13 protein-coding genes are annotated in these 14,441 nt (G+C 63.9%); 12 read left to right on the plus strand and 1 reads right to left on the minus strand.

What is annotated here, in order from left to right; genetic code table 11:
- The first annotated feature begins 1 nt into the window (after position 1).
- From AT984_RS02025 to AT984_RS02035, 3 genes are read left to right on the plus strand one after another with little or no spacing between them, the layout of a single operon-like run.
- Complete coding sequence (locus AT984_RS02025) at positions 2 to 1,780, plus strand: M61 family metallopeptidase (RefSeq protein WP_058718681.1); 1,779 nt, start codon at positions 2 to 4, stop codon at positions 1,778 to 1,780.
- Positions 1,781 to 1,812: 32 nt separating this feature from the next.
- Positions 1,813 to 2,844, plus strand: coding sequence for a DUF3108 domain-containing protein (locus tag AT984_RS02030; protein ID WP_197418219.1), 1,032 nt, complete (start codon positions 1,813 to 1,815; stop codon positions 2,842 to 2,844).
- A 36-nt stretch (positions 2,845 to 2,880) separates the two neighbouring features.
- Positions 2,881 to 3,675, plus strand: a complete 795-nt coding sequence (locus tag AT984_RS02035; RefSeq protein ID WP_058718683.1) for an enoyl-CoA hydratase — start codon at positions 2,881 to 2,883, stop codon at positions 3,673 to 3,675.
- A gap of 131 nt (positions 3,676 to 3,806) precedes the next feature.
- On the opposite strand, the gene lysS is transcribed toward AT984_RS02035, so the two are convergent.
- A complete protein-coding gene (gene lysS, locus AT984_RS02040; RefSeq protein ID WP_058718684.1) occupies positions 3,807 to 5,330 on the minus strand; it encodes a lysine--tRNA ligase in 1,524 nt (507 codons plus the stop codon).
- 138 nt (positions 5,331 to 5,468) lie between these two features.
- Here lysS and AT984_RS02045 point away from each other — a divergent pair, with 138 nt between their 5' ends.
- The 9 genes from AT984_RS02045 to AT984_RS02085 are packed head-to-tail and all read left to right on the plus strand — an operon-like array spanning position 5,469 to position 14,434.
- The gene (locus AT984_RS02045) at positions 5,469 to 6,527 is read left to right on the plus strand and encodes a Gfo/Idh/MocA family protein (RefSeq protein WP_058718685.1); all 1,059 of its coding nucleotides are present in this window, start codon (positions 5,469 to 5,471) and stop codon (positions 6,525 to 6,527) included.
- A 1-nt stretch (position 6,528) separates the two neighbouring features.
- Positions 6,529 to 7,140, plus strand: a complete 612-nt coding sequence (locus AT984_RS02050) for an acyltransferase (RefSeq protein WP_058718686.1) — start codon at positions 6,529 to 6,531, stop codon at positions 7,138 to 7,140.
- Positions 7,141 to 7,157: 17 nt separating this feature from the next.
- A complete protein-coding gene (locus tag AT984_RS02055) occupies positions 7,158 to 8,264 on the plus strand; it encodes a DegT/DnrJ/EryC1/StrS family aminotransferase (protein WP_058722022.1) in 1,107 nt (368 codons plus the stop codon).
- Positions 8,265 to 8,307: 43 nt separating this feature from the next.
- Positions 8,308 to 9,570 carry a lipopolysaccharide biosynthesis protein gene (locus tag AT984_RS02060; protein ID WP_082680280.1) on the plus strand — a complete coding sequence of 421 codons (1,263 nt, stop codon included), beginning with the start codon at positions 8,308 to 8,310 and terminating at the stop codon, positions 9,568 to 9,570.
- Positions 9,567 to 10,223, plus strand: a complete 657-nt coding sequence (locus AT984_RS02065) for an acyltransferase (RefSeq protein WP_197418220.1) — start codon at positions 9,567 to 9,569, stop codon at positions 10,221 to 10,223. Before AT984_RS02060 ends, AT984_RS02065 begins: the two co-directional genes overlap by 4 nt.
- A complete protein-coding gene (locus AT984_RS02070) occupies positions 10,220 to 11,326 on the plus strand; it encodes a glycosyltransferase (RefSeq protein WP_058718687.1) in 1,107 nt (368 codons plus the stop codon). Before AT984_RS02065 ends, AT984_RS02070 begins: the two co-directional genes overlap by 4 nt.
- On the plus strand, positions 11,323 to 12,549 hold the full coding sequence (locus tag AT984_RS02075; protein ID WP_058718688.1) for a glycosyltransferase family 4 protein: 1,227 nt from the start codon (positions 11,323 to 11,325) through the stop codon (positions 12,547 to 12,549). Before AT984_RS02070 ends, AT984_RS02075 begins: the two co-directional genes overlap by 4 nt.
- Complete coding sequence (locus tag AT984_RS02080; RefSeq protein ID WP_231741503.1) at positions 12,546 to 13,256, plus strand: class I SAM-dependent methyltransferase; 711 nt, start codon at positions 12,546 to 12,548, stop codon at positions 13,254 to 13,256. Before AT984_RS02075 ends, AT984_RS02080 begins: the two co-directional genes overlap by 4 nt.
- Positions 13,253 to 14,434, plus strand: coding sequence for a DegT/DnrJ/EryC1/StrS family aminotransferase (locus AT984_RS02085; protein WP_058718689.1), 1,182 nt, complete (start codon positions 13,253 to 13,255; stop codon positions 14,432 to 14,434). Before AT984_RS02080 ends, AT984_RS02085 begins: the two co-directional genes overlap by 4 nt.
- Positions 14,435 to 14,441: the final 7 nt, after the last annotated feature.

The raw sequence follows: 14,441 nt of genomic DNA on the forward strand, positions 1-14,441 counted from the left end.
CATGGCCGATATCAGCTACCGCATCGAGCTGGCCCAGCCGCACACCCATTACTTCGACATCACACTGACTGTGCCCGCACCCGCCGCGGTGCAGGAGCTGAGCTTGCCGAGCTGGATTCCGGGCAGCTATTTGCTGCGCGAATTCGCCCGCCACCTGAGTGGCATGAAGGCCTCACAAGGCAGCCGCGACGTGGCGGTGGAACAGCTCGACAAAAGCCGCTGGCAGGTGCGCTGCAGCGGCCGCCAGGCGCTGGTTGTGCGTTACCGGGTCTATGCCTTTGACAGCTCGGTGCGCACTGCCTTCCTGGACGCGCAGCGCGGCTTCTTCAACGGCACCAGCTTGTGCTTGCGGGTCCATGGCCGTGAGCAGGCTTCGCATGGCATCGAATTTGGCGTCTTGCCCGCCGGCTGGCAGATCGCCAGCGCCATGCCCAATCCTGCGCCCGGCAGCTATCTGGCGGCCGATTACGACGAGTTGCTGGACCACCCCTTCGAGCTGGGCCAGTTCTGGCAGGGCAGCTTTGAGGCCGGTGGCGCCACGCACGCCGTGGTGGTCAGCGGTGCATGGCCTGGCTTTGACGGTGAGCGGCTCTTGCGCGATGCGCAAAAAATCTGCGCGGCTCAGATCGAGTTCTGGCACGGCCCGGCGGCCAAGCGGGTCGAAGCCCTGCCGTTTGGGCGTTATGTCTTCTTGCTCAATTGCGTGGACGAAGGCTACGGCGGGCTGGAACATCGCGCCAGCACGGCCCTGATCGCCCCGCGCCGCAATTTGCCGCGTCTGGGTCAAGCAGAAACCAGCGATGGCTATGTGCAACTGCTGGGCTTGATCAGCCACGAGTATTTCCACACCTGGAACGTCAAGCGCATGAAGCCGGCTGAGTTCATGCGCCTGGACTACGCGCAGGAGAACTACACCGAGCTGCTGTGGTTCTTCGAGGGCTTCACGTCTTATTACGACGACCTGATGCTGGTGCGCAGCGGCCTGATCGACGAGACCCGTTACCTCAAGCTGCTGGCCGCCACCGTCAGCGGCGTGCTGGCAACGCCAGGGCGCATGGTGCAGAGCCTGGCGCAAGCCAGCTTTGATGCCTGGACCAAGTACTACCGGCCGGACGAAAACACGCCGAACGCCACCATCAGCTATTACGGCAAGGGTGCCTTGCTGGCGCTGGCGCTGGATCTGAGCCTGCGCAGTGGCAGCGGTGGCGCGGGGCCGGTTTCCAGCCTGGATGCGTTGATGCGCGGCCTGTGGCAGCAAAGCCAGGGTGGCGGCATCGATGAGTCGCAGATCATGGCGCTGCTGGCCGACTTGGGTGGCCCAGAGCTGAGTCGGGAAGCCGCCCACTGGGTGCATGGCACCGGCGATCTGCCCTTGCCCTTCTTGCTGGAACGCTTCGGCGTGCAGTGGAGCAGTGACAAGCCCACCTTGGCCCAACGCCTGGGACTGCGGGTCAGCGAATCGGCCGTTGCCGGCGTGCAGATCAAGCAGGTGCTGGCCGATTCGCTCGCGCAGCAAGCGGGTCTGAGTCCGGGTGATGAATTGCTGGCCTGCAATGGCTGGCGCTTGCGTCGCCTGGAAGATGCCTTGCTGAGCTTGGCGCCGCAGCAGCTCAAGCTGCGCTTGCTGATCGCCCGTGATCAACGCGTGCTGGAGCTGAGCCTGGACCTGCCGGCCTTGTCGGCTGCCAGCAAGGTAGCAGGGGCGGCGGTGCTGCTGAGCCCTGCGGACAAGGCCGCTGTGCGGGTCACCGCCCTGCGCCGGGCATGGCTGGCGGCCTGAAGAACCGGGCAGTTTTTTTTCGCCGCTGGGGCTTGGACATCCTTGCCCTGCCGGTCGTGCTGATGCATGTCTGGCTGAGTCTTGAGTTGCGCACGCTGGTCGATTTCTGGCAGCAAGCCACGCCCATGCCGCCACGCCTGCAGACCAGTTTTGTGCGTGAGTTGAAGCCGCTTGAATTGGCGCCACCGCCGGTCAAGCCCGTCGAGCAAGCCCGGTCCCACAGCCGGCGCAGCGCCGCGCCCAAGGTCTGGCAGACCGAGCCCTTGGCGGCAGGCCCCGCACTTCAGCCCCTGCCTGCGCCTGCTGAGGTTTTGAATGCCGAGGAAGTCGCGCCAGCGCCAGAGCTGGCGCTGAATGAGGCGCAGTCTGATGAAGTTGCGCCCGAATGGCCGCCCTCAACCCGGCTCAGCTACGACCTCACCGGCAACTACCGCGGTGCCGTTTACGGCGAGGCGCAGGTGGAGTGGCTGCGCCAGGGCAGCCATTACCAAATGCATCTGGATGTCAGCGTGGGCCCCAGCATCGCGCCCTTGATGGTGCGCCGCATGAGCAGCGATGGCTTTTTGGACGGTGCCGGCATTGCGCCCAAGCGCTATGACGAAGACACCCGCGTGGTGCTCAGCCAGCGGCGACGCGCCACAGTGCAATTCGACCTTGGCCAGGTGACCCTGGCCGATGGCCGCAGCGAAGTCGCGCCCGCTGGTGTGCAAGACGCCGCCAGCCAGTTTGTGCAGCTGACCTGGCTCTTCCTCACCGGCCGTGAGACGCTGCGCCCGGGCTTGGTGGTGGAGATTCCGCTGGCCCTGCCGCGGCGCCAGTACCGCTGGCGTTACGAGGTCATCGGGCAAGTGGAATTGCAGACCCCCATGGGGCCGCTGAACACCTGGCATCTGCGCCCCAGTGCCTTGGCCACCGGCGGCGATATGACGGCCGAAGTCTGGCTGGCGCCCAGCCTGCAATATCTGCCGGTGCGGCTCCGTATTCGGCAAGATGCGCAGACCTTTGTTGACCTGATGTTGAAAAGCCCGGCGCTGCAGGCTGCCGCCGATACTTCCTCTCACTAAGCTGACCGACCTACCCATCGCAAAAGGAGTTTTTTCATGAGCTACGAATGCATCATCACCAGCGTGCACGGCGAAGGCCCGCGCAAGACCGGACTGATCACGCTGAATCGCCCCAAGCAACTCAATGCCTTGAGCGACCCGCTGTTTGACGAGTTGGGCGATGCCTTGCTGGCCTTTGATGGCGACGACTGCATCGGCTGCATCGTGCTGACCGGCTCGGAGCGCGCCTTCGCGGCCGGGGCCGACATCCCCACGCTGATGCAGCAAGATTTCCAAAGCGCCGTGCGCACCGACATGATCACGCGCAACTGGGAAACCATCCTGCATGTGAAAAAGCCGGTGATCGCGGCCGTGGCCGGATTCGCCCTCGGCGGCGGCTGTGAGCTGGCCATGATGTGCGATTTCATCATCGCTGCCGACAGCGCCAAGTTTGGCCAGCCCGAGATCAAGCTCGGCGTCATCCCCGGTGCCGGCGGTACCCAGCGCCTGCCGCGCGCGGTGGGCAAAAGCAAGGCCATGGACCTGCTGCTGACCTCCCGCATGATGGATGCCACTGAGGCCGAGCGCAGCGGCTTGGTGTCGCGTGTGGTGCCGGCGGACAAGCTGATTGAGGAGGCCCTGGCCGCCGCCGAAACCATCAACGGTTTCAGCGCCCCGGCGCTGCAGCTGATCAAAGAGTTGGTGAATCGCAGCTTCGAGAGCGGCTTGAAGGAAAGCGTCAGCTCAGAGCGCCGCGTCTTCCACGCCATGTTCGGCACCGACGATCAGCGCGAAGGCATGGATGCCTTCTTGAACAAGCGTGCGCCGGTGTTCAAGCACGGTAAGCGTTAAAGGCCGGGCTAGTCTGCCGCGGCCGAGCGACTCGGGCGGCAGGCTCAGCTCGTGTCCCCCGGCTTCGCCTCCTCCTTTACCTCGCTGCGCCAGCCCCCCGAGCCACTCGGGGTCGGCGGGCATTGAAGGGCTTAAGCCTCGCGGCGCAAGGCCGGGAACAGAATCACGTCGCGAATCGACGGGCTGTCGGTGATCAACATCATCAAGCGGTCAATGCCGATGCCGCAGCCGCCGGTGGGGGGCATGCCGTATTCCAGTGCGCGGATGAAGTCGGCGTCATAGAACATGGCTTCTTCGTCGCCGGCGTCCTTATTGGCCACTTGCGATTGGAAGCGCGCGGCCTGGTCTTCGGCGTCGTTCAACTCCGAGAAACCGTTGGCGTATTCGCGGCCGGTGATGAAGAGTTCGAAGCGCTCGGTGATGGCGGGGTTGGTGTCGGAGGCGCGGGCCAGCGGCGAGACCTCGACGGGATAGTCGATGATGAAGGTCGGCTGCCAGAGTTTTTCTTCCACCACGGCCTCGAACATGCCGAATTGCAGCTCGGGCAGGGTCCAGTGCTTGGGCGGCTCTTCGCCCAGCTCTTTGAGCTTGCTGCGCAGCAACTCGGCGTTGTCGGCCTCTTCACCCGTCAGACCGGCGTGAGTGATCAGCGATTCACGCACCGACAGGCGGGCGAAGGGTTCGTCCAGATGCACTTCCTTGCCAGCGTAGCTGACGCGGGCGCTGCCGGTGGCCGCACGGGCGGCGTGGCGCAGCACTTCTTCGGTGAAGTCCATCAAATCATGGTGCGTCCAGTAGGCCGCATAGAACTCCATCATCGTGAATTCGGGGTTGTGCCGAACCGAGATGCCTTCGTTGCGGAAGTTGCGGTTGATTTCGAACACGCGCTCGAAACCACCCACCACCAGGCGCTTCAGATACAGCTCCGGCGCGATGCGCAGGAACATTTCCTGATCCAGGGCGTTGTGATGGGTGATGAAGGGCTTGGCATTTGCGCCACCCGGAATCGGGTGCAGCATGGGCGTTTCCACTTCCAGGAACTCATGCTCCACCATGAAGCTGCGGATCGAGGAAACGGCCTTGGAGCGGGCCACAAAACGCGCACGGGCATGCTCGTCGGTGATCAGGTCCACATAACGTTGGCGGTACTTTTGTTCCTGGTCGGCCATGCCGTGGAACTTGTCCGGCAGCGGGCGCAGGCTCTTGGTCAGCAGGCGCAGATTGGTCACACGCACCGACAGCTCGCCGGTCTTGGTCTTGAACAGCGTGCCCTCGGCGCCCACGATGTCGCCCAAGTCCATGTGCTTGAAGGCGTCGTAGCTTTCCTCGCCCACGCCGTCTTTGGTGACGAAGAGCTGGATGCGGCTGGTGGCGTCTTGCAAAGTGCCAAACGAGGCCTTGCCCATGACCCGCTTGAGCATCAGGCGGCCGGCGATGCTGACCACCACGGCTTGCGGCTCCAGCGTCTCGTTGTCCAGATCGCCGTAACGCTGCGCCAAGGGCAGGGCGCGGTGCTTGGGCTTGAAGTCGTTAGGGAAGGGGACGGCGGTCTTGGCCCGAATAGCGGCGAGCTTTTCCCGGCGCTCGGTGATGAGCTGGTTCTCGTCGACAGGGGCGGGCGCTTGGTGGGGAGTGGCGTGCAGGTGCTGGGTCATCGTAGGCTCGAAGAATTTGGGGTGATTTTAGGCGCAGGCGCGGCAAGGCAATGCAGGTGGCGATGTTTACGCGCATCCACCCTCTTAGAATCAGCCCTCTTTCTTAGCCGCAGGCCTGGGCCGTTTGAGCCCCTCCCCATGAGCGTGAACCTCCCCATTCTTGACCGCCCGATTCGTTTTGCCTTGGTGGGCTGTGGCCGTATCTCCAAGAACCATATCGAGGCGATGGCCGCCCACGGCGATCGCGCCCAACTGGTGGCGGTGTGCGACACCCGCCCTGAAGCCCTGGCCGCCGCTGTGGCGGCCACCGGCGCGGCAGGCTTTGCCAGCCTGGACGCCTTGCTGGCCCAGTCGGATGCCGATGTGGTCGTGCTGGCCACGCCCAGCGGCCTGCATCCGCAGCAAGCCATCAAAGTGGCCGCCAGTGGCCGCCATGTCTTGAGCGAAAAGCCCATGGCCACCAAGTTCGACGAAGGCATGGCCATGGTGCGTGCCTGCCGCGATGCAGGCGTGAAGCTCTTCGTGGTCAAGCAAAACCGCCTCAACGCCACCGTGCAGGCGGTGCGCCAGGCGATTCAGCAAGGCCGCTTTGGCCGCATCTTCCTGAGTACCGTCAATGTGTTCTGGACCCGGCCGCAAAGCTATTACGACGCCGCCCCCTGGCGTGGCCGCTGGGATCTGGATGGCGGCGCCTTCATGAATCAGGCCAGCCATTACGTCGATTTGCTGGATTGGCTGGTGGGACCGGTGGACAGCGTCCATGCCTACACCGCCACCCTGGACCGCGATATCGAGGCCGAGGACACCGGCGTGCTGAGCGCGCGCCTGCGCCATGGCGGCCTGGGTTCTATCAACGTCACCATGCTGACCTATCCGCAGAATCTGGAAGGCTCCATCACCATCCTGGGCGAGAAGGGCACGGTCAAGATCGGCGGCACGGCCGTCAACAAGATCGAGCATTGGCAGTTTGCTGATGAGCGGCCCGAGGATGCCGCCATCAAGGCCGCGAGCTATGAGACCACGAGCGTCTACGGCTTCGGCCACCCGCTGTACTACGACAACGTCATCAAGACCCTGCGTGGCGAGGCCGATGCGGCCGTGGATGGCTACGAAGGCCTGCGCTCGCTGGAGATCTTGATCGCCGCCTATCGTTCGGCCCGCGATGGCCAACGTGTTGGCTTGCCCCTGGTGTTTTGATATGAGCTATTGGAAGCACGAGAGCGCCATCGTCGACGAAGGCGCGCAGCTGGGCAAGGGCACAAAAGTCTGGCACTTCGCCCATGTGAGCCCAGGCGCGCGCATCGGCGCGGGCTGCGCCTTGGGGCAGGGCGTTTACGTTGGTAACGACGTCAGCATCGGCAACAACGTGCGCGTCCAGAACAATGTCTCGGTGTACGACGCGGTCACGCTCGAAGACGATGTGTTCTGCGGCCCCAGCATGGTGTTCACCAATGTCTACAACCCGCGTGCCGCCGTGGCGCGCAAAAATGAATACCGCCGCACCCTGGTGCGCCAAGGCGCCACGCTGGGCGCCAACTGCACCATCGTTTGTGGCGTCACGATTGGCGCTTATGCCTTTGTGGGCGCCGGCGCCGTGGTGCAAAAAGACGTGAAAGATTTTGCCCTGATGGTGGGCGTGCCGGCCCGGCAGATCGGCTGGATGAGCCGTTTTGGAGAACGGCTGAAGCTGCCCTTGCAAGGCGAGGGCGAAGACCTTTGTCCGCATACCGGCGACCGTTACCGCTTGCAAGACGGCCAAGTGGCCTTGCTCGCTAAGTCAGAAGAACAAGAACAAGGAAGCCAAGCATGAGCAGCAACGTCGCCGCCCTGCCATTCATCGACCTGAAGGCCCAATACGCCGCACTCAAGACCAGTGTGGATGCCCGCATCCAGCGCGTGCTGGATCACGGCCAGTACATCATGGGCCCCGAGGTTAAAGAGCTGGAAGACAAGCTGGCCGGCTTTGTGGGCGTCAAGCATTGCATCACTGTCTCCAGCGGCACCGAGGCCTTGTTGATCGCCCTGATGGCGCTGGATCTGAAGCCGGGTGACGAGGTCATCACCACGCCTTTCACCTTTGCCGCCACGGCCGAGGTCATCGTTTTGCTGGGCGGCGTGCCGGTGTTTGTGGACATCGAGCCCGACACCTGCAATATCGATGTGCGCTTGATCGAAGCCGCCATCACCCCCCGCACCCGCGCCATCATGCCGGTGAGCTTGTATGGCCAGGTCTGCGATATGGACGAGATCAAGGCCATCGCTGCCCGTCACGGCCATCTGCCGGTGATCGAGGATGCGGCGCAGAGCTTTGGCGCGAGTTACAAGGGCCGCAAGAGCTGCGGCTTGTCCACCTTCGGCGCCACCAGCTTCTTCCCTAGCAAGCCCTTGGGTTGTTACGGTGACGGCGGCGCCTTGTTCACCGATGACGACGCCCTGGCACAGGCCGCCCGCGAGATTCGCGTGCACGGCCAAAGCAAGCGCTACACCCACACCCGTGTGGGCGTGGGCGGCCGCATGGACACGCTGCAATGCGCCATCGTGCTGGCCAAGTTGGAGCGTTTTGAGTGGGAGATCGCTCGCCGTTTGGATATTGGCGCGCGTTACCAAGCCTTGCTTGGTGGCCTGCCCGTGCAAAAGCTCGCACTGCGCCCGGATCGCAATTGCGTCTGGGCCCAGTTCACCTTGCATCTGGAGAATCGCAGCCAGGTGCAGGAACGCCTCAGCGCCGCCGGCGTGCCCACAGCCGTGCATTACCCCAAGCCGCTGCACCAGCAGCCCGCCTATGCCCAGTGGGCGCAAGGCCAGAGCTTTCCGCATGCCGAGCGGGCCGCGCAGCGGGTGATGAGTTTGCCTATGAGCGCTGATTTGAGCGAGGCGCAGCAAGATCAGGTGATTCAGGCCCTGGCTCAGGCCCTGGACGGCTTAGATCAATGAGGGCAATCCGGGCAACCCGGGCAATTGGGGCATGAGCGCGATCATGCGCACCGGCCTACTGCGATCCACCCTGACTTTGTTGCTGGGCGGGGCGCTGGCCCAGCTGCTGCCGCTGTTGCTGGGGCCGTGGCTGACCCGCATCTACACACCGGCGCAGTTCGGCCAATTCGCTTTCATCTGGGCCGTGGCCAGCAATCTGGCCGTGGTGGCTTGTGCCCGCTACGAGTTTGCGTTGCCACTGGAAACGCAGGGGAGCCGCGTCCGCGTGCTGATGGCTTTGTGCCTGCGTGTTCTGCTGGCGGTGAGCTTGGCCAGCGTGTTGCTGGGCTTGGCGCTGGCCTGGTGGCAGCAGCAGGGCTCGGCACTGCTTTTGCCCATGGCTGTGCTGGCCGGTGGGGCGACGCAGTGGCTGACGATGTGGGCGACCCGGGCGCAGCGCTTTCAATTGCTGGCCATCGGGCGGGTGCTGCTTTACGGCGGCGGCGCCTTGATTCAGCTGGCGCTGGGTCTGCTGGACTTTGGGGTTTGGGGTTTGTTGCTGGGGCCGATCCTGGCGGGTTTGCTGACCACGGCCTTATTGGCGCGGCCGGCACCGGCCGCCGGCTGGCTGCAGCTGTGGCGGGTGCCGCGTGATGACTTGACCGCCATGGCGCGCAAGCATCGTGACTTCCCTGTTCTCAACACCCCGCATGCTTTTGCTGGCGCCTTGCAAGACAGCCTGGCCATGCTGATTCTGGCGGCCTGGAGCGGTGATGCCGCAGCCGGCTATTGGGCCTTGGCCCTGCGCTATTTGAAGGCGCCGGCCGGCTTGGTGGGGGGCGCCTTGTCGCAAGCGCTTTACCCGCGCCTCGTGGCGGCGCAGAGTGCAGCGGAGGCGGCGACTCTGGTGCGCAAGCTAACTTTTTTGCTCTGCCTCTTAGCCCTGCCGCTGATGTTGGGCCTGATGCTGTTTGGCCCTGCCTTGTTCACCTGGGTGTTTGGCGAGCGCTGGCATGATGCGGGCATGTTGGCGCGCGGCTTGGCGCCCTATATCGCCCTGCATTTCGTAGCCTCGCCCTTGTCGGTGGCGACCATGGCCTGGCAGCAGCAGGCCTGGGCCTTGCGCCTGGCACTGGTGGGGCAGTTCTTGTTTGTATCGGGCTTAGCGCTGGGCTTGATCTGGGGCGGCTTGTGGGGCGCGGCCTGGGGTGTATCGGTGGCAATGACGCTTTATTTCAGCTGGTTTTTCTGGGCTTTGCCGCGCCGGGCTCAAGCGGGTGCGGGTGTAGATGCTGATGCAGAAGCAAGCGGAGGCTTGATGGCATGACGACGAAGACGAGTGCTGCAATCAATCTCAAAGCGCCTTGGTGGCGCCGCCGCTTTCAGCAGCTCAAGATGTTGGCCTCGCGGGCCTGGGGCACGCGCATGGTGGGCGGCTTTGTGCGCGGGGATGGCGTCTTCTTGCCCAACACCCGCATCAGCAATACCAGCCATGTGTTCGCGCGTGAGCGCCTGGACGTAGGCGACCATGTCTTCATCGGCCATTTCAGCGTGCTGGATGCCACTTATGGCCTGCGCATTGGCGAGGGCTGCCAAATCGGCTTCTTCACCGGCATCTTCACCCACTCCAGCCATGCGGCCATCCGGCTCTACGGTCGCGCCTATGTGGCCACTGCCGAGAAGAAAGCCTACTTCACCGCGCCCGTGGAGATTGGTGATTACTCTTTTGTTGGTGCCCATGCCACGCTCTTGCCCGGAACGGTGCTGGGGCGCGGCAGCATCGTCTCGGCTTACAGCATGGTCAGCGGCACGCACCCGGACTTCGCCATCCTGGCCGGTCAGCCGGCCAAGCAGGTGGGCGACACCCGCCGCATGGACGAGTGCCTGCTGCGCGAGCACCCGGAGCTGCAAGCCCATTACCTAGCCTGGGCGGGTGAGTTGCCAGTTGCACCGCAGACGACTAAGGATGCTCAGGCATGAGGCTGGTGCTGATCGGTGATGGCGAGAGCCCGCATCTGCTGAAGTGGGCGCGAGCCCTGGCGGCCGCCCCAGGTGTTGATCTGTGGGCGGCGTCCTCGCGTGGCTTTTTGCCGGAGTTCGAAGCGCTTGTGCCGGCGGCCAAACGCCTGAGTTTGAATACCTCACCCGAGCATGGCGGCGGCAATATCGCTTTGCTCAAGCAAGTGCCCAAGCTGGGCGCTTGGCTGGCGCAAGTCAACGCTGACTGGCTGCACGCGCATTACCTGACTTCGCACGGCACCCTGGCCTGGATGGCCAAGCGGGTCTGGCATCTGCGTGCCCGCATTGTGGGTTCGGCCTGGGGCAGCGACATTTTGGTCACGCCCGATGTGAGCTGGGCCTACCGCTGGCTGACCCGCAACATCCTGCGCGCCTGTGATCTCTGTACCTCTGACTCGCAGCACATGACCGCGCGCATGCGCGAGTTGGATGCGCGAGAGGTGATGACCTTTCCCTTTGGTCTGGAAGCCATGCCCAAGCTCGGCGCGCGTAAAGCGCCGTGGAGCTTTTTTGCCAATCGCGGGCTGGAGCCTATCTATCGGCCTGACTTGGTGATTCGCGCCTTTGCTGCCGTGGCCGCGCATGAGCCCGAGGCTAGCTTGATCGTTGCTAACGACGGATCTTTGCGGGCTGCACTGGAAGCCCAGGTTGCGAGCCTAGGCCTGTCAGCCAAAGTGAGTTTTGTGGGGCGGCTGGATGCCAAGGCCCAGGCCAGCCAGTACGCCCGGGCGCGCTGGTACTTGAGCCTGCCGCAGAGCGATTCGGTGGCCGTTTCAGTCTTGGAGGCCATGGCTCATGCGTGCGTGCCCATCTTGTCGGACCTGCCGGCCAACCACGAACTGCTGGAATCAGAGAAGGCGGCGCAGCCGCGCGGCCTGATCTTGGATGAGATGAGTCTGCCGGGCTTGCACGGCCAGCTGCTGGCGCTGGCGCCGCAGGCGGAAGCCGCAGGCCTGGCCAACCGCGATTGGGTGAACCGGCACGGTTTGTTCGCGCCCGCCGTGCAGCGCTTTCTGGCCCGCTTGCGGGCTTTTGATTCAGACAAGAAGACAACACCGCCGTGAAGATTTTGCTCATCAATCATTACGCCGGTTCGCCTCAGCACGGCATGGAGTTCCGGCCCTTTTATCTGGCACGGGAATGGCGGCGGATGGGCCATCAGGTACTGATCCTGGCGTCTGCGCAGTCGCATGTGCGTGCCCAATCGCCAGAGCCCGGCGTGCAAGTCATCGACGGGGTGAACTACTGCTGGTACGACACGCCTGCCTATCAGGGCAATGGCCTGGGCCGGGTGCGCAATATCTGGTCCTTCTGCAGCCAGGTTTGGCGTGATGCCGATGTGCTGGCTCGGGACTTCGCGCCCGATGTGGTGATTGCCTCCAGCACCTATCCCATGGATGTGTGGGTGGCGCGGCGCATCGCCAAGCTGAGCAAGGCCAAGCTCGTCTACGAGGTGCATGATTTGTGGCCGCTCTCGCCCATCGAACTCTCGGGTATGTCGCCGCGCCATCCTTTTGCCCTGCTGTGCCAGAAGGCCGAGAACGACGCCTACCGCGATGCGGATGTGGTGGTCTCCATGCTGCCCAAGGTGCAAGGCCATATGGCGGCGCACGGCCTGGACCTGGCCAAGCTGGCCATCGTGCCCAACGGCATCACGCTGGATGAATGGACTTCCGTTGCGGAGCCTTTGGCTGAAGGGCCGCTTTTGACGCATTTACGCGAGCAAAAGGCGCTGGGCCGCCGTGTGCTCGGCTATGCCGGATCGCATGGCTTGCCCAATGCGCTCGATTTGCTGCTGGATGCCGCCAAGCGCCTGCAGACAAGCGCGCCCGAACTGGCCATCGTGCTGGTGGGCGGCGGGCATGAAAAGGCGCGTCTGGCCGAGCGGGTGCGGGCGGAAGGCTTGGGCAATGTGGCCCTGTTCGAGCCGATTCCAAAGACGCAAATCCCCGGCCTGCTGGCGCATTTCGACATTGCCTACATCGGCTGGCAGCGCACACCCATCTACCGCTTTGGCATCGCGCCCAATAAGCTGATGGACTACATGATGGCGCGCCGGCCGGTGCTGCATTCGGTGGAAGCGGGCAACGACCCAGTGGCTGAAGCGGGCGCGGGCCTGACCGTGGCGCCTGAGGATGTGGCGGCGGTGGAAGCGGGCGCGCTGCGCTTGGTGGCCTTGCCCGCCGAGGAGTTGAAGGCCATGGGCGAGCGCGGCCGGGCCTTTGTGCTGGCGCACCACACTTATCCCATCTTGGCCCAGCGTTTCTTGAAAGCCGTGCAGCCGTGAGTCAGGAAGAACACGGCCAGGAGTTGGCGCAAGTGGCCAGCCGCTATGCCAAGCGCAACCAGGCCCATAGTGAGGATCGCTACAGCCTGTTGCGACCCGAGGTCTGGCAGATGCTGCAAGAGCGCCAGCGCGCCATGCTGCGGCTGCTCGCCCTGCGCCCGGGGCAGCCCGCCGATTGGCGCCTGACCGAAGTGGGTTGTGGCGCCGGTGGCAACTTGCTGGAGATGTTGCGCTTGGGGCTGCGGCCCGAACACCTGACCGGCATCGAGTTGCTGCCCGAGCGCCTGAATCTGGCCCGGCCGCTGCTGCCCGCTGCCCTGCAGCTTCATCTGGGCGATGCCTCGGTGGCGCCGGTGCCGGCAGCAAGCCAGGACTTCGTGCTGCAGTCCACCGTTTTTTCGTCCCTGCTGAACGATGGCGTGCAGCAGGCGGTGGCCGCTGCGATGTGGCGCTGGCTGAAACCGGGTGGGGCGGTGCTCTGGTATGACTTCATCGTCGACAATCCACGTAATCCGGATGTGCGTGGTGTGCCTCTGCGCCGGGTGCGTGAGCTGTTTCCAGACGCCCGCTTGCGCAGTCAACGCCTGACCCTGGCGCCGCCGCTGGCGCGCTGGGTGTGCAACAAGATTCATCCCGCTGCTTATTCCCTGTTCAACAGCCTGCCCCTGCTGCGCAGCCATGTGCTGTGCTTGATTGAAAAACCATGAGTGCTGATTTGCCCACATCCGACTTGCCCTTTTTGCCTTTTGCCTTGCCCGAGATCGGTGAGGACGAAATCAATGAGGTGGTGGACACCTTGCGCTCCGGCTGGGTGACCACCGGGCCTAAGGCCAAGCGCTTTGAAGCGGACTTTGCGGCTTTTCTGAATGAGCCGCAGCTGGAGTGCATCGCCGTCAACTCGGCCACGGCCGGCTTGCATCTGGCTCTTGAAGCCATGGGCATTGGCCCAGGTGATGAGGTCATCACCACCACCCACACCTTCACCGCCACCGCTGAGGTGGTGCGCTATTTGGGCGCCGATGTGGTGTTGGTGGACATTGACCCGCTCACGCTCAATATCGACCCCAAGCTGGTCGAGGCGGCCATCACGCCGAAAACGCGCTGCATCATTCCGGTCCACTACGCCGGCTTGGCGGTGGACATGCTGGCGATTCTGGACATCGCCCGTCGCCACGGCCTGCGCGTGCTGGAAGACGCGGCGCATGCGCTGCCGACCACGCTCGAGAAAGAGTTGATCGGCACCATGGGCAGCGATGCCACCGTGTTCAGCTTTTACGCCAACAAGACCATGACCACGGGTGAGGGCGGCATGCTGGTGACCCGCAATGCCGAGTTGGCCAAGCGCGCCCGGGTGATGCGCCTGCACGGCATGAATCGCGACGCTTTTGACCGCTTTACCGCCAAGGTGCCGAGCTGGTATTACGAGATCGTGGCGCCGGGCTTCAAGTACAACATGACCGACATCGCGGCGGCACTGGGCATTCATCAGCTCAAGCGCATCTCGGCGTTTCAGGCGCGGCGTGAGCAGATTGCCGCGGCCTACAACGAAGCTTTTGCCGACCTGCCGCTGATCTTGCCGCCGCAGGCGCCGCATGGCGATGTGCATTCCTGGCACTTGTATGTGCTGCGCCTTAGTGACGCGGCCAGCATTGAGCGCGACGCTTTCATCGAGGCCATGTTCGCCGCCGGCATCGGCTGCAGCGTGCACTACATCCCCCTGCATCAGCAGCCCTATTGGCGTGATCGCTACGGTTTGAAGGCGGCGCAGTTCCCGCATTCTCAAAAGGCTTACGAGCGCAGCTTCAGCATTCCGCTCTACACCGCCATGACCGATGCCGATGTGCAGCGCGTGATTGCCGCCGTGCGCCGCATTGCGCTCGGCTGAGTTGTGT

The sequence above is a fragment of the Paucibacter sp. KCTC 42545 genome (assembly GCF_001477625.1).
Classification (GTDB): Bacteria; Pseudomonadota; Gammaproteobacteria; order Burkholderiales; family Burkholderiaceae_C; genus Paucibacter_A.

Coding starts and splice junctions, on each gene's coding strand:
- AT984_RS02025 (WP_058718681.1), top strand. CDS start 2: ATGGCCGATATCAGCTACCGCATCGAGCTGGCCCAGCCGCACACCCAT.
- AT984_RS02035 (WP_058718683.1), top strand. CDS start 2,881: ATGAGCTACGAATGCATCATCACCAGCGTGCACGGCGAAGGCCCGCGC.
- lysS (WP_058718684.1), bottom strand. CDS start 5,330: ATGACCCAGCACCTGCACGCCACTCCCCACCAAGCGCCCGCCCCTGTC.
- AT984_RS02045 (WP_058718685.1), top strand. CDS start 5,469: ATGAGCGTGAACCTCCCCATTCTTGACCGCCCGATTCGTTTTGCCTTG.
- AT984_RS02050 (WP_058718686.1), top strand. CDS start 6,529: ATGAGCTATTGGAAGCACGAGAGCGCCATCGTCGACGAAGGCGCGCAG.
- AT984_RS02060 (WP_082680280.1), top strand. CDS start 8,308: ATGCGCACCGGCCTACTGCGATCCACCCTGACTTTGTTGCTGGGCGGG.
- AT984_RS02065 (WP_197418220.1), top strand. CDS start 9,567: ATGACGACGAAGACGAGTGCTGCAATCAATCTCAAAGCGCCTTGGTGG.
- AT984_RS02070 (WP_058718687.1), top strand. CDS start 10,220: ATGAGGCTGGTGCTGATCGGTGATGGCGAGAGCCCGCATCTGCTGAAG.
- AT984_RS02085 (WP_058718689.1), top strand. CDS start 13,253: ATGAGTGCTGATTTGCCCACATCCGACTTGCCCTTTTTGCCTTTTGCC.